At 45.3% G+C, this 19943-nt stretch carries 20 protein-coding genes; 8 read left to right on the forward strand and 12 right to left on the reverse strand.

Annotated elements, in window-relative coordinates:
• Positions 1–130: 130 nt before the first annotated feature.
• A complete protein-coding gene (locus QME20_RS01540; protein WP_281715310.1) occupies positions 131–892 on the forward strand; it encodes a transporter substrate-binding domain-containing protein in 762 nt (253 codons plus the stop codon).
• Between the two features lie 129 nt (positions 893–1021).
• Positions 1022–2641, forward strand: coding sequence for an amidase (locus QME20_RS01545; protein ID WP_281715311.1), 1620 nt, complete (start codon positions 1022–1024; stop codon positions 2639–2641).
• Positions 2642–2739: 98 nt separating this feature from the next.
• Here the strand turns inward: QME20_RS01545 and QME20_RS01550 are convergent, their stop codons facing one another.
• The 3 genes from QME20_RS01550 to QME20_RS01560 form a co-directional block, all read right to left on the reverse strand.
• The gene (locus tag QME20_RS01550) at positions 2740–3033 is read right to left on the reverse strand and encodes a high-potential iron-sulfur protein (RefSeq protein WP_014951285.1); all 294 of its coding nucleotides are present in this window, start codon (positions 3031–3033) and stop codon (positions 2740–2742) included.
• A 222-nt stretch (positions 3034–3255) separates the two neighbouring features.
• The gene (locus tag QME20_RS01555; RefSeq protein ID WP_049585497.1) at positions 3256–3885 is read right to left on the reverse strand and encodes a flavin reductase; all 630 of its coding nucleotides are present in this window, start codon (positions 3883–3885) and stop codon (positions 3256–3258) included.
• Positions 3878–4069, reverse strand: a complete 192-nt coding sequence (locus tag QME20_RS01560) for a CPXCG motif-containing cysteine-rich protein (RefSeq protein WP_014980678.1) — start codon at positions 4067–4069, stop codon at positions 3878–3880. Before QME20_RS01560 ends, QME20_RS01555 begins: the two co-directional genes overlap by 8 nt.
• A 186-nt stretch (positions 4070–4255) precedes the next feature.
• On the opposite strand from QME20_RS01560, the gene QME20_RS01565 reads away from it, so the two are divergent.
• The 3 genes from QME20_RS01565 to QME20_RS01575 all read left to right on the forward strand — a co-directional run bounded on the left by QME20_RS01565 (position 4256) and on the right by QME20_RS01575 (position 7166).
• The gene (locus QME20_RS01565) at positions 4256–4543 is read left to right on the forward strand and encodes a hypothetical protein (RefSeq protein ID WP_230598863.1); all 288 of its coding nucleotides are present in this window, start codon (positions 4256–4258) and stop codon (positions 4541–4543) included.
• Between the two features lie 119 nt (positions 4544–4662).
• Complete coding sequence (locus tag QME20_RS01570) at positions 4663–6810, forward strand: exonuclease domain-containing protein (protein ID WP_281715312.1); 2148 nt, start codon at positions 4663–4665, stop codon at positions 6808–6810.
• Between the two features lie 92 nt (positions 6811–6902).
• A complete protein-coding gene (locus QME20_RS01575) occupies positions 6903–7166 on the forward strand; it encodes a TIGR03643 family protein (RefSeq protein ID WP_015000000.1) in 264 nt (87 codons plus the stop codon).
• A 56-nt stretch (positions 7167–7222) separates the two neighbouring features.
• Here QME20_RS01575 and QME20_RS01580 read toward each other — a convergent pair whose 3' ends face one another.
• The 8 genes from QME20_RS01580 to cutA form a co-directional block, all read right to left on the reverse strand.
• A complete protein-coding gene (locus tag QME20_RS01580; protein WP_076011918.1) occupies positions 7223–7663 on the reverse strand; it encodes a hypothetical protein in 441 nt (146 codons plus the stop codon).
• Positions 7664–7915: 252 nt separating this feature from the next.
• Positions 7916–8860 carry a hypothetical protein gene (locus QME20_RS01585; protein WP_281715313.1) on the reverse strand — a complete coding sequence of 315 codons (945 nt, stop codon included), beginning with the start codon at positions 8858–8860 and terminating at the stop codon, positions 7916–7918.
• Between the two features lie 390 nt (positions 8861–9250).
• A complete protein-coding gene (gene accC, locus QME20_RS01590; RefSeq protein WP_039228980.1) occupies positions 9251–10594 on the reverse strand; it encodes an acetyl-CoA carboxylase biotin carboxylase subunit in 1344 nt (447 codons plus the stop codon).
• A 14-nt stretch (positions 10595–10608) separates the two neighbouring features.
• On the reverse strand, positions 10609–11073 hold the full coding sequence (accB, locus tag QME20_RS01595) for an acetyl-CoA carboxylase biotin carboxyl carrier protein (RefSeq protein ID WP_014951276.1): 465 nt from the start codon (positions 11071–11073) through the stop codon (positions 10609–10611).
• A 14-nt stretch (positions 11074–11087) separates the two neighbouring features.
• The gene (aroQ, locus tag QME20_RS01600; protein WP_014951275.1) at positions 11088–11528 is read right to left on the reverse strand and encodes a type II 3-dehydroquinate dehydratase; all 441 of its coding nucleotides are present in this window, start codon (positions 11526–11528) and stop codon (positions 11088–11090) included.
• A gap of 303 nt (positions 11529–11831) precedes the next feature.
• A complete protein-coding gene (locus QME20_RS01605) occupies positions 11832–12641 on the reverse strand; it encodes a M23 family metallopeptidase (RefSeq protein WP_281715314.1) in 810 nt (269 codons plus the stop codon).
• 106 nt (positions 12642–12747) lie between these two features.
• Positions 12748–14634 carry a protein-disulfide reductase DsbD gene (locus tag QME20_RS01610; RefSeq protein WP_281715315.1) on the reverse strand — a complete coding sequence of 629 codons (1887 nt, stop codon included), beginning with the start codon at positions 14632–14634 and terminating at the stop codon, positions 12748–12750.
• 63 nt (positions 14635–14697) lie between these two features.
• Positions 14698–15012 carry a divalent-cation tolerance protein CutA gene (gene cutA / locus QME20_RS01615; RefSeq protein WP_039228986.1) on the reverse strand — a complete coding sequence of 105 codons (315 nt, stop codon included), beginning with the start codon at positions 15010–15012 and terminating at the stop codon, positions 14698–14700.
• Positions 15013–15226: 214 nt separating this feature from the next.
• Between cutA and QME20_RS01620 the strand changes: the two genes are divergently transcribed.
• From QME20_RS01620 to groL, 3 genes are all read left to right on the forward strand, one after another.
• Positions 15227–15751 carry an FxsA family protein gene (locus QME20_RS01620; protein WP_049585508.1) on the forward strand — a complete coding sequence of 175 codons (525 nt, stop codon included), beginning with the start codon at positions 15227–15229 and terminating at the stop codon, positions 15749–15751.
• A 277-nt stretch (positions 15752–16028) separates the two neighbouring features.
• Positions 16029–16319, forward strand: coding sequence for a co-chaperone GroES (locus tag QME20_RS01625; RefSeq protein WP_012520088.1), 291 nt, complete (start codon positions 16029–16031; stop codon positions 16317–16319).
• 40 nt (positions 16320–16359) lie between these two features.
• Positions 16360–17997, forward strand: a complete 1638-nt coding sequence (groL, locus tag QME20_RS01630) for a chaperonin GroEL (RefSeq protein ID WP_014951270.1) — start codon at positions 16360–16362, stop codon at positions 17995–17997.
• An 89-nt stretch (positions 17998–18086) separates the two neighbouring features.
• Here groL and QME20_RS01635 read toward each other — a convergent pair whose 3' ends face one another.
• Positions 18087–19910 carry a DUF885 domain-containing protein gene (locus QME20_RS01635; protein WP_281715316.1) on the reverse strand — a complete coding sequence of 608 codons (1824 nt, stop codon included), beginning with the start codon at positions 19908–19910 and terminating at the stop codon, positions 18087–18089.
• Positions 19911–19943 lie beyond the last annotated feature (33 nt).

Consider the following 19943-nt stretch of genomic DNA (forward strand, 5'->3'; position numbering starts at 1 on the left):
AAAACTTGGCTGCTCAATTGATTACGTAAGCCTCGAGAAAAACTAACCTTTTGTCGACTGGTGAAATTCTAATATAAGTTTATATTATGAGAAGGGTATCGTTTAATTTATAGTCTGGTTCATCTGTTGTATGCGCGCACTTTTATCTGCTGTTTGTTTACTGTGTTTTATCATACCGCTTAGCGCGAAAGAGCTAGATGTGGTTGTAGGCTGGAACAAGCCTCCATACGTTATTTCACAAGAGCACACCGGCTTTGAAGTTGACTTGGTGCGGGCGATCCTTGCTGAAATGGGATATGGATTGTCGCCTATTTATGTTCCTTTCGGGCGTACGGCAAGGTTATTAAAAGATGACGCCGTTGACATTGGACTTACCCTTAATCCTGCACACACGGTCGATCAAAGCATTTTATCTGAGCCATATATTATCTATCAGAACGTCGTGGTAACACGGGCAGACAGAGAACTGACGATAGACAGTATCGACGATTTGAAAGGTAAAAGCGTCATTGCTTTTCAAACCGCTCAATCGGTACTAGGTGAGGACTTTGGGCGAACTCTCGCATCGCAAACTACCTATATAGAAATGGCACGACAAGATCGTCAAGTGGACATGCTGATGCGCGGCAGTGTCGATGTTGCCATTCTCGATAGAAATATTTTCAACTACTTCAAATCTGCAAACAGTGCTTATGCCGAAGACGCAACCGTCTTTCATGAGCTTTTTCCTATATCGCCTTACAGTGCTGCAATCCCCGACCCTGCGCTAAGAGCCAAGTTCAACGCCACCCTTCGGCTATTTATTGAAGATGGGCGGTATCAGTTACTGCTTGATGAATATAAGCTCGATAACCTCCTTCATAAGCTTTCCGTAGCGGAAACGGCAAAATAATTCTTAGACAGTGAACTATTTCTGATTCAACGTATAAGAAACTAACATTACGTTACCTTCTATTGCCGTCAAAAGCTGCATAATAAGAAGGAGTAACAGGCGCTAGGATCATACGTTAAGGAAAGGTTTATGTTGAAACAGGGTTTTTTGCTGGCCGTAGTCGTGCTATGCACTGCATGCGTGTCTCAAGCAAATCATACAGATAAGATTGAGCAATGGTTAGATAAGCCTGCTCACGTTCAGGCGCAAGCTATTGCGAGTGGCGACACGACATCTGCTGAGCTCGTTAGCGGTTATCTTGCGCGAATCGAACGGCTAGATGAAAAGGTAAATAGCGTCTTAGCGTTGAACCCTAACGCGCTGACCGAAGCGAAGGCCATCGATAAACAACTAGCGAATGGCGAGACGCTGGGCCCTCTGGCAGGTATTCCCGTGCTGCTAAAAGATAATATCGAAAGTAAAGAGATGCCCACCACAGCCGGCTCAATGGCGCTTATTACTAATGACACTGGTCGCGATGCGCCTATCGTAGAAAAACTGAAAGCGGCAGGGGCAATTATTTTGGGTAAAACCAATTTGTCTGAGTGGGCTAACTTTCGTTCAGAGTCTTCGGTGAGTGGCTGGAGCGCTGTGGGTGGGCTTACCCGAAACCCACATATACTATCAAGAAGTGCGTGTGGCTCGTCATCAGGCTCAGGGGCGGCAATGTCGCTTCGTTTGGCGTCTCTTGCTGTGGGCACTGAAACCAATGGTTCTATTATATGTCCCGCGTCTATAAACGGTGTAGTAGGCTTTAAACCAACAGTGGGTTTACTTTCAAGAACTCACATAGTGCCTATATCTTTCAGTCAAGACACCGCGGGTCCAATGACATCTAACGTTCAAGATGCCTGGCTGATGACGTCAATTATGGCAGGCACAGATGCAAGCGATAACGCTACGCTAGATGCAGACTCTCATCGTCCAGCTATGCCCGCATCGTCCATGCTTGCTACCGATTTAAAAGGTAAGCGAATTGGTGTGGTTAGGTACCGCCAAGGCGATAATCCTCATGTACTCGCCGTATATGAAAAGGCGTTGAATCAGCTAAAAGCATCGGGCGCTACGTTGGTGGACATCAGTGACTTCTCTCAGCCAGATTCATTTTGGGCTGACTCTTATAATGTTCTGCTGAGCGAGTTCCATCATAGTATTAACGAATACTTGTCGGGGTCGCCGGCAGAGCTCCCTGCAAGGAACTTGTCTGAGCTTATCGATTTCAATAACAAAACAGAGCGCGAGTTAGCGTTATTCAATCAAGACATTTTCGAAAAATCGCTCGCGTCGGCAGCCATTGACAGCGAAAAGTATCAAAATGCACTGCGCCTTATTCAAGACACGGCGGGCAAAAATGGTATTGATACGTTGTTAGTAAAGCACAATGTTGATGTACTAGTTGCGCCCTCAAACAGCCCTTCTTTTTTAATAGACGGCGTATATGGTGACCATTCGCCTGTCGGTTTTATCGGTATCGGGTATTTGGCCGCAATTGCAGGATATCCGCATCTCACAGTGCCCGCTGGACAGGTGAAAGATCTTCCTGTGGGAATTAGCTTTATTGGTGGAAAGTGGCAAGACGAAAGCGTGTTGAAAATAGGTAGAGTCTTTGAAGCAAAACACGGCTTCTTCATTAAGCCTGGCCTTCTGCCTACACGTTTTGACAACCCAGCGCTAAAAGGTATCGAAGACGGAATTGACGTAGTTCGCTAGCGGGAAATGAGGATACATAATCGTATTTCGCCTCAACAGAAACGAAAAAAGCCCTTGGTTTAACTCAAGGGCTTTTGAACGTCTTTTCTTTCGATTGGTTAGCCAGGCTTTTTCACCCAAGCGCTACACCAGCCATCAGCGTTAACAAGCTTATTAGGGAAAATGTTACAAGGGCGGTGTTGTTCGCCATCGGCGCCCTGCACGTACATGCAGTTTGCGCATTTTGCACCTTCAACAGTTGACGACGGTGTGTAGTTCAGTGCTTTTGCAGTAGGGTCATCAGCACTCAATTGTTCTTGAGCCTGAGCACGTAACGCTACACCACCTAATGTAAGACCGATAACTGTCGAGCCAGAAAGCTTTAAAAAGTCACGGCGATTTACAGATTTCATAACATTCTCCTTAAGAGATAGAAACGATAATGATTCTTTTTTATTCAGTGCCTTAAACGCAAAAACCTGCCCAAAGAGGCAGGTTTTGTTTCATTTTTAAATACTATCTCTTTTTGAAAAAAGATCGAACGAAATGTCGCATTTTCGCTTGATCCAGATTAAATAAACTTCAGAGTTACAACCTTAAGTATTGAATGTAAGACCGCTGGACAGTTTATTAGTTCACTTCACGGTTAACTTTACAACGGGCTTTGCATACGCAAATTGCGCAATTCGTTGTGTGCTGTGGTAGCTGTCTAGGCCTGAGATACAGGCCGTTTGCGCTTGCTCTATATCAGCATAGCCGTCTGAATCTATTATTTGCTCAGGAACGTAGAGCTCTTGGATCTCGCCGATAACCATTTCGGTTTCATTAAGCAAAGTAAAATGCTGTGCTACTTTTAAGCCCATTTTAATTTCACTTTCTTTGACATACGGCGCACTGAAGGACTCACTGATCTGCGCGGTTAACCCAACGGCTTCAAATTCACTTTCATCTGGCGCATAGCGGGCTGATGTTTGGTGGGCTTTGTCGACCCAGTCAACAGCCACGTGATTTAGCGTATAAAAGCCCTGCTGTTTTATATTGCTCAACGTATCTCGCGTGACGGTATGTGGACGCATGATCATGCCAATGAGAGGCGGGTTTGCACCGACATGAACAATAGAGCTCACTATAGCCAAATTGTTTGTAACGCCGTTTGTTGTACCCACCAAAGTCGCCGATTTAAAACCAGACAAACTATTGATTAGGTTTGCGCGGTAGCGCTGTGCAAGGGCGTCTATATCACCGCGGGTAAACTGCTTAGTCATTCTCTCTTTCTGCCTCTATCTGAATGTCATCACCGTGCTGATAAGCAGTAAGCTCAATGGGCTGACAACACACTTGGCAGTCGAGCACCTGTACTTGGCCAACATCGTTAATTTCATCTATTTCAACATCATTTGGGGCCATACAGTAAGGACAGGAAAAGCCCATGGAACGAGTTAAACTCATATTTAAATGCCTTTGTAATCACTAATACTATTTGTTACGTAATGCAAAGACGAGTGGATTTTCTTTTAGACACGCCCCTTGTATCTGATTTTAAGAGAAAAGGACAAGACTGCCATTTGACGCTTAAGAGTAATCAGAAAACTGGGTGCACAAATAATAGATGTGATAGACGAAAAAGGTGACCTTGTGGCAAATAAAGTCGGTCAATGCCCGTGCTGTAATAGAGAAACTCGCCTTACTTACCATCATCTTATACCGCGAAAAATGCACAGGCGTACCTATTTTAAAAAGCACTTTAGCAAAGCGGAGCTTCAGGACGGCATTTACATTTGCAGACAATGTCACAGCGGTATACATCGATTTTATGATGAGATGACGTTGGCCAAACACTACTTCAATTTGCAGCGTTTATTGGCAGATGCGCAGCTTTCTTCGTTCTTTCATTGGGTGTCTAAACAGCGCGTACGCGTGTAAAAGTACACGCTGTGCACTATTAGCAGAGCAGATGTGATACCCAATCGCGGAGGATTTAATTTGATTCGCGTGGCTGTATAAATATACACTATTGGTGTTTTCATAGCCAAAGATACCTCATGCGAAAAGATTTACCGCCACGTTATTACCTTACACACTTTCACGAGTTCCTTGGGTTCTTTGAGGGTGCTAGCAGGGCGCTTCTAAGTGACGAAGCCACTGACTTTGTTAGGCGTTTTAAAGCGTTAGACGATGACAAACAGTGTATTGTTGTGCGCGCTGCAAATCGCAAGTATGCAGTGATTGACAGGACGCAGTTCAATTATAGCGAAATCGCTGTGCCACAAGAGCAAATAGATTGGCTTACCGACAACGGCTGGTTTGGTGACCTTACCCACGCTTCGCTTAATGACATCGCTGGTGTCTTGACCAAAGATGCTCTGCTTGAGCTACTTGCTGAATACGGCAGTATTCAGGGGCTCGCATCTCTCACCAAGCCTAAACTCGTGACGTTGCTTAATGAACATATCGAAGCTAGAGGCTGGCCAGAGCGCTTTTCGCTAGATAACTACTTAGTGTGCTTGTTCGACGATGCACTTCGCTATTTGCTGTTTATCTATTTTGGTAACACCAAAAGCCGTCTAAATCAGTTTTCTATGCGCGATTTAGGCGTAATGAGAACCCGTTCTGATTCCGTAACGGATACGGCGCGTTTTGAAACTAAAAGCGACGCCCAAGCGTCATGGTTTTACGCTAACCATTACAGCCAGTTAGCTTTTTATAACGATGATATGTTGCTTGCCATTGCCGAAGGTGAACTGCCCATTACAGAAGGTGTGTCGGCCTGTTTTTATCGCGACCAGTTTCTCTATGCACTAGGTCTAAAAGTGCTGATGTTTGATAGAGCGAAAGGGCTAGAAGTATTGAAAGCGGCGCAAAGCGATAAGGCAAAAGAGAAGTGGCTAAGAGAGAGCTACAAAGACGGAGATGAAGATGGCGTTAAGCAAGCACTTGAAGAAATAATTGATAATCCGCCATCGGATACACTGTTAGCTTTTGCAGAAGATTTTTACGCCCGCAAATACCATAAAAAGCGCACCAGTACGGTTACCGATATGCTTCGTAATGCGAGTCGAACTTTGGAAATCGACGTAAGCCAAAACCAACAGGTTGAGCGTGGTGTGCTGGCGCATTATGCAAGGCACGGCATTGAAGGCTGGCGCACGGAAAACCGATTATGGCGCACTTTGTTCGGCCTTACCTTTTGGAAGCAACTTTACGAAGAAGACACGCTGGTTACTGAGTTTGATCGCAGACCGTTATCGCTTAAACAGAATAACTTTTACGCCAAGTTTGAACACAGTATTGAAGCGTTGTTACAGGCGCTTGATAGCAAAGAAAAACTGCGTTTTCACATTCACAAAATGGCCACGATGCACTATGGCAAAGTTAATAGCCTGTTTATGTGGTCTAGTCATTTGCTTACGCCTATAGAAGCGCTAATTGAGCATGGTTCGCTAGATTCTATTTATGCTTTACTTCGCATGATGTGCAAAGACTTTGAGAGCCTCCGAGATGGCTTCCCCGATATCATGGTATTTGACGGCGCACTTCGCTTTGAAGAAATCAAAGCGCCTGGCGATCAGCTTCGCCGAAATCAGCTGGTTTCAATTCAACGTTTGCAGCAAGCTGGATTTGACGTTGCGGTAACAACAGTGAAATGGATACGCGACCCAGCACAGCCTTATGTTGTGGTAGATATAGAGACCACTGGGGGAAACAGCAGCTACAACCGGATTACCGAAATAGGTATGGTAAAACTTGTTGGTGGGAAAGAGGTGGACAGGTTTCAAACCCTGTTAAATCCGCAGCGCCGAATTCCTAGCAACATTACCCGCCTTACTGGAATTTCGGATGACATGGTGGCAGATGCTCCGCTTTTTGCTGAAGTAGCGGAGCACGTGGCCAGCTTCACCGAAGATGCTGTGTTTGTCGCGCATAACGTGAATTTCGACTATGGGTTCATTAAGCAAGAGTTCGCAAGATTAGAGCAAACTTTTAGGCGACCGAAAATGTGCACCGTGCGCGAAATGCGCCGCACTTATCCGGGGCTACCATCCTACTCCTTGGCAAACCTGACCCGGCACTTTCACATCGATATGGAGCAGCATCACCGTGCGCTGAGCGATGCCAAAGCCGCTGCCGAGTTGTTAAAGCTAGCGTTTGAAAAAGACGATGAGCTGGTGGGTATTTCGTCAAATACGTAATTGTCCTCGTGTTATTTTAGACTGGTGTACTGAACAAAATGCGCGTTAGCTTAGTATCTAAAGGGTTAAAAATGCATATTGAGAAGTAAGAGATGGCATTAACTGAAGAACAAGAATCACGAATAATTGAAATGGCGTGGGAAGACCGCACGCCGTTTGAAGCCATTGAGCGTTTATACGGGCTGCCAGAAAAAGACGTAATAAAGCTTATGCGCAAAAACCTCAAACAGAAAACTTTCAAAAACTGGCGAGAGCGTGTATCGGGCAGAAAAACAAAGCACGCTAGCTTGCGACCTGAAGGTGTAGACAGAGGGTATTGTCCTTCACAGTATAAATACAAAAGTGCCAATAAGTAGTGTACCCAATCAGCGCGTGGGGTCTGTAGAGCCCCTTTAGCGAAGGCTGCACTACATTACTTCTTAGGATGCGTCATTGTTGTTATCGGTAAGAGGAATGCGGTTAGCTGCTGACGTAACGGCGTAGGGAATATGATGGTATTACTAGATTGGGTAATGCTTTTTGCGTGATGGACTTGGCGCAGTAAATTCTGATAGGTTTCATCACTTTGCTGAACGGCTTCCACTTTTTTCATCATTAATTCAATGAATTCTGCTGGTGAAAGGTCATTATGCTGCCTTATTTCAAAGGCCAGCGCCTTGATCACGTACGCTTCCCATTCTTTCCTGTAACTGTCTTTCAGGCGTTCAGGGTAGAGCGTTAAGTCAGATATATCCTGAGCTAAGTCTACTATATCTAGGGGATCATCAAAGAGGACACGAAACGCTAGAAGCGCTTCATCTGAGAGTCGAGAAATGGGAAGTTTTTCTTTGAACTGAGCGTAGCGGCTTGGCACAAAAACACCTTTTCTTAACGGGTAAAACCTTGAAATAAAATGAAGATAATTCCTATCAACACCGCCAAATTGTAATAAAACCTAAATATCGTTGAAAGTTGTTAAGATTAAAAATACGTAATCTGCGGTAACTGAACTCACAATGGCGACAAGCCGTAACTTATTATGCACTGTTAAAGTGTGTACGCGTTCTTGCTGTTTGGCCCATCGTTTGATGGGCCTTTTTTATGTGGTGTAGGCGCTTTGTTTCATTCAACTATCGAAGGAGAGTTTTACTCCTGCCAGTAATCGACTGACACTATCTACCACATCAGCTCTTATAAACCATTCAACATCATGCTTCTTAGATAGCACGCCACTAAATTCCAGAGAGCCGCCGTGACCTGTCCCTAGGAAGTCTTCAATTAATTCAGCGCGCTCACCAAAACTACTGTCTATATAGGAATAGTAAGCAAAATATTCGATAGGATATGATGTGTTAAAAGCGCTTGCAGCGAATTCGCCGCTGGTGCCCACTACAACTTTCGCAGCACTTTCATCAGTACGCTGCACTAATTCAATGAACGCGGTATCTTGTTCATTAATACGTAATCGATATTCTGCCCGGGCAAACGTACCGTTCAGCATTCTTTCAAAACTGGCTTCGTAGCTATGTCGTTGTCCCATCTTGGCCGAATATTCAATTTCGAAATACTCATCCTCTCCGCCAATACTAAAGGCTTCAGATGCTTCAGCATTTGCAAGTTGACCAACGACTATTTCAATGGCGGTGTCGTTTTGCAATTGCCTCACGTGACGTACCCCCGTTATCCAACCATCTTTCGACAAGCCGGTGGAAGAAACACGCCCTTTGTAAGTTGGAATAACGCCTAACTCAGTTTTCCCCGAATCGGTTTCATGCCTTAAGTATAGTCGCCTTGCGTAGAGATAATCAGTGTTGTCGCTGCCGAATGTATTGTGGCTTGATGAAAAGTCATCGCCAGTCACCACAAAGCTGTTTACTGACCACGCAGAAGTAATGGCAAGAGAGGGATAGTAACGCAGTCGATATTGTTCGCGGCTTGGGCGGTTGGAACGATTATCGTAACGAACCTGAATATCTAGCTTCTGTGAGAAGGTGGGCGCTATTTGTTCTGCCTGCGCGTTAGTTCCTGCAATGGCTATCAGCGGTAAAATAAACAAAAAAGAATTTCGCACCTGTTTAACCCTAAACAACATGATTAAGTAGTTTATACATTAAATCTAATTAATTAGCGCAACGAATAACGTAATTAGCGCAACGAATAGCGGTTTAAGGAAAAAAATACAAAAAAAAGCCGGCAGGGATGCCGGCAATAAGTGGAGTGGGACTCCAATGAGGGTAAAACACACAAAAGCATTAAAACTCAGGGAGATGTCTTAAAACTTGTATGCAGTATAGAACCAGTTTTTAAATAGGAAAATCGTTAAAAATTGATTGTAGTAATCGGAAAATTAGAATGTGCTGAATAGCGAATAGCGAATAGCGAATAGCGAATAGCGAATAGCGAATAGCGAATAAAGAAAATTGGGCTACACAAAAAACAGCGTGTAGCCCAAAGGGGGGGATTAGGCTAAGCCTAGCTTCTTCTCTAGGTAGTGGATGTTGGTTCCACCCGCGAAGAAGTTTTCATCGGCCATAATGGCGCGCTGAAGAGGGATATTCGTTTTAATTCCTTCAACCACAATCTCTTCAAGGGCGTGGCGCATACGAGCAATCGCTTCGTCGCGGCTTTCACCATAAGTGATAAGCTTACCAATCATTGAGTCGTAATAAGGGGGCACGTGGTAGCCCGCGTAAATATGCGACTCCCAACGAATACCTAAACCACCTGGCGCATGGAACATATCAATAGGACCAGGGCTAGGAATAAAGGTTTGTGGATCTTCTGCGTTAATTCGACATTCAATAGCGTGGCCACGAATTTGAATTTGCGACTGATCAATTGATAGTGGCTGACCGGCTGCAATGCGAAGCTGCTCTTTAATAAGGTCAACGCCTGTGATCATTTCAGATACAGGGTGCTCTACCTGAATACGGGTATTCATTTCAATGAAATAGAATTCACCGTTTTCATATAGGAACTCGAAAGTACCTGCTCCGCGGTAGCCAATTTCAATACAGGCTTTGCGGCAGCGATCGCCAATCTTGGTGCGCATTTGCTCAGAAATACCCGGTGCAGGCGCTTCTTCAACCACTTTTTGGTGGCGACGTTGCATTGAACAGTCACGCTCACCTAAGTGAATGGCGTTACCTTGGCCATCGGCTAATACCTGAATTTCAACGTGACGTGGGTTCTCAAGGAATTTTTCCATGTAAACCGTTGAGTTACCAAATGCAGCGCCAGCTTCTGCTTGCGTTGTTTCAATGGCTTTAATCAACTCAGCTTCGCTGCGCACCACGCGCATACCACGACCACCGCCGCCGCCCGCAGCTTTAACGATGATTGGGTAACCAATGCGCTTAGCAATGGCTTTGTTGCGCTCTACGTCGTCAGTTAGCGGGCCGTCGGAACCGGGTACACACGGTACGCCTGCTTTTTTCATGGCGTTGATAGCAGAAACTTTGTCACCCATAAGGTTGATAGTTTCAGCTTTAGGGCCAATGAAAATAAAGCCGCTTTTTTCTACCGCTTCAGCAAAGTCTGCGTTTTCCGCTAGGAAACCGTAACCTGGGTGAATTGCAATAGAGTTAGTGACTTCTGCAGCAGCAATAATGCGAGGAATGTTCAGGTAGCTTTCGGTTGCCGATGCTTTACCAATACAAATCGATTCGTCAGCCAGCAACACGTGCTTCAAGTTTTTATCCGCAGTAGAGTGTACCGCTACGGTTTTGATGCCTAGTTCTTTACAGGCTCTCAAAATACGCAGGGCAATCTCACCACGGTTAGCAATAAGTACTTTATCTAGCATAGTTAAGCACTCGCTTATTCAATGATGAACATTGGCTGGTCAAATTCTACAGGGTCTTGGTTTTCAACCAAGATTGCCTTAACCACACCGGCTTTATCTGCTTCAATTTGGTTCATCATCTTCATCGCTTCAACGATACAAAGCGTGTCGCCAACTTTCACTTGCTGACCCACTTCTGCAAATGCTTTTGCCGTTGGTGAAGATGCACGGTAGAACGTACCTACCATTGGAGACTTAACAACGTGACCTTCTGGCTGAGCTGGCTCTGCTGGTGCTTCAGAAGCAGTGGTAGCGGCCGCCGCTGGAGCAGGTGCCATTTGCGGTGCAGCTGGTGCTGCAAAGCTGTAGTTCATTGGCGCTTGAACACCCGTTGGGCCACGGTGGATGCGTACAGACTCTTCGCCTTCAGTGATTTCTAGCTCGGCAATGCCAGATTCTTCCACTAGTTCGATGAGTTTTTTAATCTTTCTAATATCCATGTTCTGTCTCTGCTTTATTTATGCGATTTCGGTAAGTTGATTGCTGCAGTTAGCGCGAGCGAGTAGCCCATGGCACCAAGGCCAACAATGACGCCAGCTGCAACATCAGAAAAATAGGAATGATGACGAAACGGTTCACGGGCGTGAACGTTCGACAAATGCACTTCAATAAACGGGATATTGACACTTAATAATGCATCGCGAAGGGCGACGCTGGTGTGCGTGAAGGCAGCAGGATTAATAATAATGGCATCAACAGTACCCATAGCAGCGTGCACGCGATCAATCAGTTCAAACTCAGCGTTTGACTGAAAATGCGTTAAGGTCACGTTGCTTGACGCAGCCTGCGCCTGCAAATCATCTACGATGTCTTGCAAGGTTTGTGTGCCGTATTTGTCGGGTTCTCTTTGGCCTAACATATTCAGGTTAGGGCCGTTCAATAACAAAATATTCATCTAGTTTGCTGCTATCTTCGGGAAAAAGTCACGGTTATTGCCATTTCAACAAACTTTTGTGACAGTTGCACGAAAAAAAGCCAATTAATTTGTTCGTTTATTGTGTTAAATGCTGATTATAGTGATAGATAAAGATTTCGCAGCAAAATACTGGTCTAATCAGGTGTTTTCGGCGCAAAGTTTATTGGAAAGTTTGCTTATTTGCTGCCTGTGAAACCGCAGCATGCTGCACTCTCAGAAGGCGTTAGTGGGGGATGAGATGGTAGTTTTAACGAAAAGTATCAGTATGTATTGCTATAAATTCTAAGGCGAGGCCTTAGTTAGGGCGCTGTCGAGGGAAAACGGCACACTCACGTACTTACCATGGAATTTGGCTACATATATGCCAAAGTGAAGGTGGGGTAAGGAAGAAAACCCCGTATTGCCGGTATAACCGATAAGCTGCCCGCGCTTTACAGTTTGCCCTCTTGTTACTACTACACCTTTATATTTCAGGTGGTAGTATTCGCCGGTGGTTCCGTCGCTATGAAGAATAACAACGTAGTTAGCGTATTTTGCAAACTTCGGCGTTGGCCCGCCTTTCGTGCCGTCATCTTTCGTGTCGATCACTACGCCTTCCCGGGCGGCTAAAATAGGTGTACCTACAGGCGCGGCAAAATCGAGAGCATACCTTGACGCACCAGAATGACTAAAATTGCCGTTAAAGCCTTGCACAATACGGTATTTGCTAGCTGGTTGTAGCGGTGGCAGATACGTATAGGCGTTGTCGTGTATCGCGTCTACGCGCCCCACCGTCCATTTAACGCGCATAGATGGCCAGAATGCGTCGGCATTTTTTACTACGCCAAGGGGCACTTGGTCATTGGTATCTAAAAATGCGTTAACGTGGGCTTTTGATTTAAGCTCCCCATTGCCTGTGGGAATGTCTCGCATAACATTGGAATAGAGAGTTAGCGCTACGGGCAATTCTACTTTTCTCTGTACTGAGACTAAATAAAGAGAAGAAGACGAAGGCGTAAGCTCAAAACAAAAGCGTTTGTTATCAAAGCACCCCGTGGTTTTCGCCGTTATTGATAGGGAAAAAGTGAGCGAAATAAAAAAGAAGGCCAGCATTGAAGCCACCCTTCTTTTCTGAAACCCGTTTCTACCCAAGATAAAGAGAGCGGCGCTTCGCACCGCTCGCCATATGAGAAGAGGAAAGTCCTCGAATCGACGCGCCTTAGTCCAAGCGACCACTTTGACCGTCATTAGTGTTAGACCCATTGTTAAGCCACTCGTTTACGTGACCGGCAAAGGCGTCTGCTTTCATAAACCCGGTGACACGGGCCTTGGTTAGCTCGTCGCCGTTTTTGTCAAAGAACAAAATGGTTGGCAGGCCTAGCACAGTGAAGGTGTCAAAAATCTCCTGACGTTCTGGTGTGTTATCGGTAAGATCCATTTGCATCCATACTGTATTGCTAAGCGCAGATATCACTTGCTCGTCTGGGAAGGTGTACTTTTCAAATTCCTTACAGGCTACGCACCAGTCGGCGTACAAATCGACCATTACGGTTTTACCTTGTGCGTTAGCCGCCGCTATTTTATTACGTAAGTCTGCCAAGTCTCGCGCAACAACAAAGTCTGGATGCCCTGCGTGAACACCATCAGCATGTTCGCCCCAAAGCCCTGTGTTTAGCCCTGCTTGATAAGTAAGGCCAGCACTTCCCATAATGCCTATTGCCACCACAACAGCACGTACAAGCTTCATCAGTGAGTTTTTGCTGGCGCGATTGAGTACCCAGTAGTAACCGAATAAACCGAAGCCAAGCAATCCCCATAGGAAGCCAGTGGCTGGGCTATTATATAAACGCTCAATAAACACAATGGCCACGGCAAGCATCATAAAGCCGAAAGTCACCTTAACCACATTCATCCAGTTACCTGCTTTAGGTAGGAGTTTTCCACCTGTCATGCCGAACAGAATAAGTGGAACGCCCATACCAATGCTTAATAAGTAAAGCGAAACAAAACCTAGCGTCATATCGCCAGTTTGGGCGATGAATAACAATATGCCAGTTAGCGGGGCAGTAGTGCAGGGCGAAGCGATAAGGCCAGACAATACGCCCATAATAAACACCCCTGCGAAACTGCCGGGCGTTTGATTGTTACTCATGTGAGTGAGCTTTTCTTGATACTTTGCCGGTAGCTGAATTTCAAAGCCACCAAACAGGGCAACGGCAAGCGCCACAAATAGCACAATGAATAGGCCCAGCACCACAGGGTGTTGCAGCGCAGCCTGAAACTGCGCCCCTGCCACAGCGACAACCAACCCAAGCAACGAGTATGTAATCGCCATACCTTGAACATAAACAAAGGTCAGCCAGAATGAATGCGATGCGGTTTTAGGTTTGCCCTGACCAATCACAATGCCCGACACAATGGGGTACATAGGAAATACGCAAGGCGTAAAAGCTAAGCCGACACCTAGCGCAAAAAACAGAGCTAAAGTGAGAGTAAGGTTATCTTTATCGATTAGCCTTTGCGCTAAATCGAACTGCTCGCTTTGAGAAGAGGCCGCTGCGTCATTTGAATTTGAGGTCGTATCTGTATCAGCAACTGCACTGCTTCCCACTTCATTTAAATACACGACTTTCACTGTGGGCGGGTAGCAAAGCCCTGCGTCAGCGCAGCCTTGATAGCGAATTTTAACTACGCCGTCACTGAGTGCTGACTCAATGGGTAAGGTAATAGATACGCCGTTATAAAACACTTCAGACTCGCCAAAAAACTCATCCTGAATCATTACCCCATTTGGGTACTCAGGCTCGCCAATTTCGGCTTGTTTCGCCACAAACTTAAACTGCTTTAGATACAGATAATAGCCTTCCGCAATATCGAAACTTACCGTAAGCGCGTCGCCTTTTTGGTTAAAATCGAACGCAAACGCTTGGTCTACATCTAAAAATTGGGGTTCATCCACGAACGGATCGTCAAAGGCATTGGGCACCTGAGCCGAGGCGAACGTGCTTAATAACGTCATTAAACAAAACGCTGAGAGAACATAAGCAGTAAAGCGCTGGAACAGCGAAGCTGATGCATTGCCTGATGAGAAAGGAGGTAAAGTCATAAAGTTACAGTTCATTTTTATCTATTTTGCGTTGTCGTTATTTTTATTAGAATTACGTTTTAACTAGCGCTGTAGCGTGGTTTGTAACCACTGACCGTAAGCGCTGCTAGCCTCAGCATTAAGTTCTAACCATTCAGGGACATCATACGGATGTAGTTCGCTTACTCTATCGAAGGCCTGTAAAACGTGTTGTGTGTTCGTTTTAATAAGCAGTTGGCATTCTACGTCGGTTTCCACCTTCCCCTGCCACTCATAAACGGACTCTATACCCTTGATTATGTTGACGCAGGCGGCAAGCTTTTCTTCAACGAGCGTGCTGGCAATTAACTGCGCTGTCTTTTCATCGGGCGTGGTGCACAATACAAGCTTAATTGTCATGAACTTTTCCTACTTTATTTCGCGCTTGTTACTTTGCTAATGGGTCGATATGTAATTGACCTGAAAAGTCGCACTATTCTTTCATAGCTACAGTATATCACGGTCGTTATCGGTCGCTTTAAGTGGCTATTTAAGCGAAAGGGTGGGCACCTTTTCTTGTTATTACGTACAAAGACCCTATAACAGGTTATGAATACATGAAAGAGGAAGCATTTTGCGGGTTTTATTTATACTGTTTGCCCTATTACCTATTTTAGAGATTGCGTTGCTGATAAATGTGGGCAGCGTGATCGGTGGTTGGAATACCGTTGGCTTGGTACTTCTTTCTGCCTTTATTGGTGCTTACTTTGTTAAACGCGAAGGCGTGAGTACACTGCAAACTGCACAAGAAAAAATGCAGCGAAATGAAGTGCCAGGAAAAGAACTAGTTGAAGGCTTGATGCTGGTGGTTGCGGGTGTTTTACTTGTGACGCCAGGCTTTATTACCGATATTTTCGGCTTCTTATTGGCAATGCCAGGCTCTCGTCACTTCTTTGCTGCTCAGGTCAGTAAGCACATGAAAATGCGTGTTGTCGCTCCGGGTATGGGGCCGGGAACTGCAGGCTTCGGACAGGGTCAGTCACCGTTTGGGCAAAGTCCTTTCGACCAGCGTTCACGCTCACATAATAGCGATGGTGATGTGTTTGAAGGTGAGTACACCGATCACACCACTAACGACCCAGATAAGCGCTTAAAATAGCGAGCCCCAACGCCCTCTCCATCAGGTTATGAGCGCCGTTTACCGCGATAAACGGCGTTTACTTGCCCAATAAAAAGAAGTATTTAGCGAAAAAACCAAATTTTTTACATTTTTTTGCTTAAAAACCCTTGAAGTTATCTGGGTACTACCCCATCTATCCGTGCAGAAACGATTTTAACTGCTCAGCAATGAGCAACCTTAAACACACGGCATTTAGATTGTCTGAATGTCGACAATTACATTCATTTGAATAGTGAAATTTTCAGGAGACTTGAAAATGGCAATTCGTCCTTTACACGACCGCGTAATCCTTAAGCGCGCAGAGCAAGAAAGCAAATCTGCAGGCGGTATCGTTCTGACTGGTTCTGCAGCAGAAAAATCTACACGCGGCGAAGTAATCGCAGTAGGTAACGGTCGCATTCTTGAGAACGGCGAAGTTAAAGCGCTAGACGTTAAAGTAGGCGACACCGTTATTTTCAACGACGGTTACGGCGTTAAAACAGAAAAGCTGGATGGTGAAGAAGTACTAATCCTAAGCGAAAGCGACATTCTAGCGATTGTTGAGTAATTACAACTAACGTTAAAACGAATTTTAGAGGAATTTAATCATGGCAGCTAAAGAAGTACGTTTTGGTGATGACGCTCGCAGCAAAATGCTAAAAGGCGTAAACACACTAGCTAACGCAGTTAAAGTAACACTAGGTCCAAAAGGCCGTAACGTTGTTCTAGACAAGTCTTTCGGTGCACCTACTATCACTAAAGATGGTGTGTCTGTAGCGAAAGAAATCGAGCTTGAAGACAAGTTCGAGAACATGGGCGCGCAGATGGTAAAAGAAGTTGCGTCTAAAGCGAATGACGAAGCAGGTGACGGTACAACTACGGCTACTGTACTTGCTCAAGCAATCGTTACTGAAGGTCTTAAGAGCGTTGCAGCGGGTATGAACCCAATGGATCTTAAGCGCGGTATCGACAAAGCAGTTGCGGCAGCAGTTGAAGAGCTTAAAGCTCTGTCTACTGACTGTGCAGACAGCAAGTCTATCGCTCAAGTAGGTACTATCTCTGCAAACTCTGATTCAGAAGTTGGCGACATCATTGCTCAGGCAATGGAAAAAGTAGGTAAAGAAGGTGTTATCACTGTAGAAGAAGGTCAGGCACTTCAAAACGAACTAGACGTTGTTGAAGGTATGCAGTTCGACCGCGGTTACCTATCTCCATACTTCATCAACAACCAAGAAAACGGTACTGTTGAACTAGACAACCCGTTCATCCTATTGGTTGATAAGAAGATTTCTAACATCCGCGAACTACTTCCTACCCTTGAAGGCGTAGCGAAAGCTGGTAAGCCGCTAATGATCATCGCTGAAGATGTTGAAGGCGAAGCGCTTGCTACACTAGTAGTTAATAACATGCGCGGTATTGTTAAAGTTGCAGCGGTTAAAGCACCAGGTTTCGGTGACCGTCGTAAAGCAATGCTTCAAGACATCGCTATCCTAACTGGCGGTACAGTAATCTCTGAAGAAATTGGTCTAGACCTTGAAAAAGTTCAGCTTGAAGACCTAGGGACTGCTAAGCGCGTAGTTATCAACAAAGACAACACAACAGTTGTTGACGGTAACGGCGACCAAGAAGCGATTGAAGGCCGTTGTGCTCAAATCAAAGGTCAAATTGAAGACTCTACGTCAGACTACGACAAAGAGAAGCTTCAAGAGCGTCTAGCTAAGCTTTCTGGCGGTGTTGCAGTAATTAAAGTTGGTGCAGCAACTGAAGTTGAAATGAAAGAGAAGAAAGACCGCGTAGAAGATGCACTACACGCAACTCGCGCAGCGGTTGAAGAAGGTGTGGTACCTGGTGGTGGTGTAGCACTAGTTCGCGCAGCAGCTAAACTTGCTGACCTTACTGGCGACAACGACGACCAAACAGTAGGTATTAAGCTTGCACTACGTGCAATGGAAGCGCCTCTACGTCAAATCTCTATCAACTCAGGTGCAGAAGCATCTGTAGTAGTTAACGAAGTGAAGAACGGCGAAGGTAACTACGGTTACAACGCAGGTAACGATACTTACGGCGACATGCTAGAGATGGGTATTCTTGACCCAACTAAAGTAACGCGCTCTGCACTACAGTTCGCATCTTCAATTGCTTCACTAATGATCACAACTGAAGCAATGGTAGCTGAACTACCTAAAGAAGACGCACCAGCAATGCCTGATATGGGCGGCATGGGCGGAATGGGCGGCATGATGTAATCATCCCCCAAGCTTAACGCTTAAAAGAAAGGCGCTGCTCATAGAGCAGCGCTTTTTTTGTTTGTGTGACAAACCTAGAGCGTAACAGGCTATGCGCCTTGTTTTTCTGCAATATACTCGTCCACCAATTCTTCAAGAATGGCAAGTGGCACCGCACCGTTTTTAAGTACCACGTCATGGAAATCACGTAAGTCGAACTTATCGCCTAATTCTTGTTTCGCTTTCTCACGAATTCCTAAAATCTTAATCATGCCCACTTTGTAAGAGGTGGCCTGACCCGGCATAACAATATAGCGCTCAATTTCAGATGTAACGTCGCTAAGCGCCATACCTGTGTTGCGTACCATATAGTCAATTGCCTCTTCACGGGTCCAACGTTTATCGTGAATACCCGTATCTACCACTAAGCGTACTGCTCTGAATAGTTCAGCTTGAAGGCGCCCCAAGTTATCTAGAGGTTTATCTTGAAAGCCCATCTCCCATGCTAAGTATTCTGAATATAAAGCCCAGCCCTCGGTGTAGGCAGTAAAAGGCGACATTTTGCGAATAAAGGGCATGCCTTCCAGTTCCATCGCCAAGGCTACCTGGAAATGATGGCCCGGAATGCCTTCGTGATAGGCCAATGTACGCATACTGTACTTAGGGGTTGCTTTAATATCATATAAGTTGGCATAAAATCGTCCCGGACGAGAGCCATCAATAGCGGGTTGCTGGTAGTAGGCGCCAGGTGCAGTTTTCTCTTTAAACTCCGGAATACGTACCACTTCCATGCCGGCCTCGGGGCGAATTCTAAATACATCACTTATACCTGCATCAATCTCATCGAGTATGGTTTGGTAATCTTTTAGAATTTGCTCGCGGCCTTCATCACTGTCTTCGTAATAGTGAGAAGGATCGGCGGCTAACGCGTCCATCGCGCTAGAGAAGCCCTGAGTTACGTCGTAGCCTTCACCAGCAAGAATAGTCAACATTTCGCCCTGAATTCTTGCTACCTCTTTTAAGCCTAGGTTGTGAATTTCATCGGCAGTCATATCGGTGGTAGTGAAAAAACGCAGCGCATTGGCGTACACTTTGTCGCCGTCAGGTAAATGCCAGTAGCCGTGGTCATTGCCAGCTTTGGCTTGAAGCGTGGTGAAGTAATCTATAAATAGCTGGTAGGCGCGGTCAACGTCATCACCTATGACTGTTTGAGCTTCAGCTAAAAATGCGTCTTGCTGTTCCGCAGAGATTTCTTCAGCCTTAGACATCTTTTCTTTCAGTGAGCTGTAAAGAATATTCTCTTCTATTGGCGAAGATATAAAGCCATTCATTTCATCTAGTACGCGGTCTATCACGAAGCGCGGAGGGATAATGCCTTTTTCTTCACGAAGCTTAAGCCCTTCAAGTACTTGCGCGAATTTCTCGTCTACGGCACGCAAACGGCTTAAATAGTTCTCTACGTCGGTAGCATCATTAACCTGATGCTGACCTTCCATAAAGCTTGGAAACCCGTTTTGTACACCGAAAAGCTGGTTTACTGGGTAGCTGTGATACTGAAACGGCTCGTTACTAATGAGATAATCAAGCAAGTACAGCGTGATTTCTTTTGAAAGCTGCTCATCGTCGTTTAAATCTTCGTCGTCATACGCTAAAACTTTTTCTCGTATATCATGGGCTTTTACAAACAAGGCTTCATTTTTTTCTTGGCTAACGTCATCAAGCTCGGCGTTGTGGCCTTTAATGCCCATTGATTCTAAAAAACCGAGAGAGGTTAAGGTTTCAGGACTATCAAAAGCTACTTTCACCATTTCTCGGTTAAGTAGGTTATTAAAGTAAAAAGGTTTATCCGCATACCACTCGTGCGCAGCAAAAGTACCGCCTGCCAATACAATTACCAGTAAACCAGTACCAATCCATTTAAAAAATCGTTTCATCGTTATTATTGTCCGAATTTCATCCAACGTTTA

Source organism: Alteromonas sp. CyTr2 (assembly GCF_947311905.1).
GTDB lineage: Bacteria > Pseudomonadota > Gammaproteobacteria > Enterobacterales > Alteromonadaceae > Alteromonas > Alteromonas macleodii.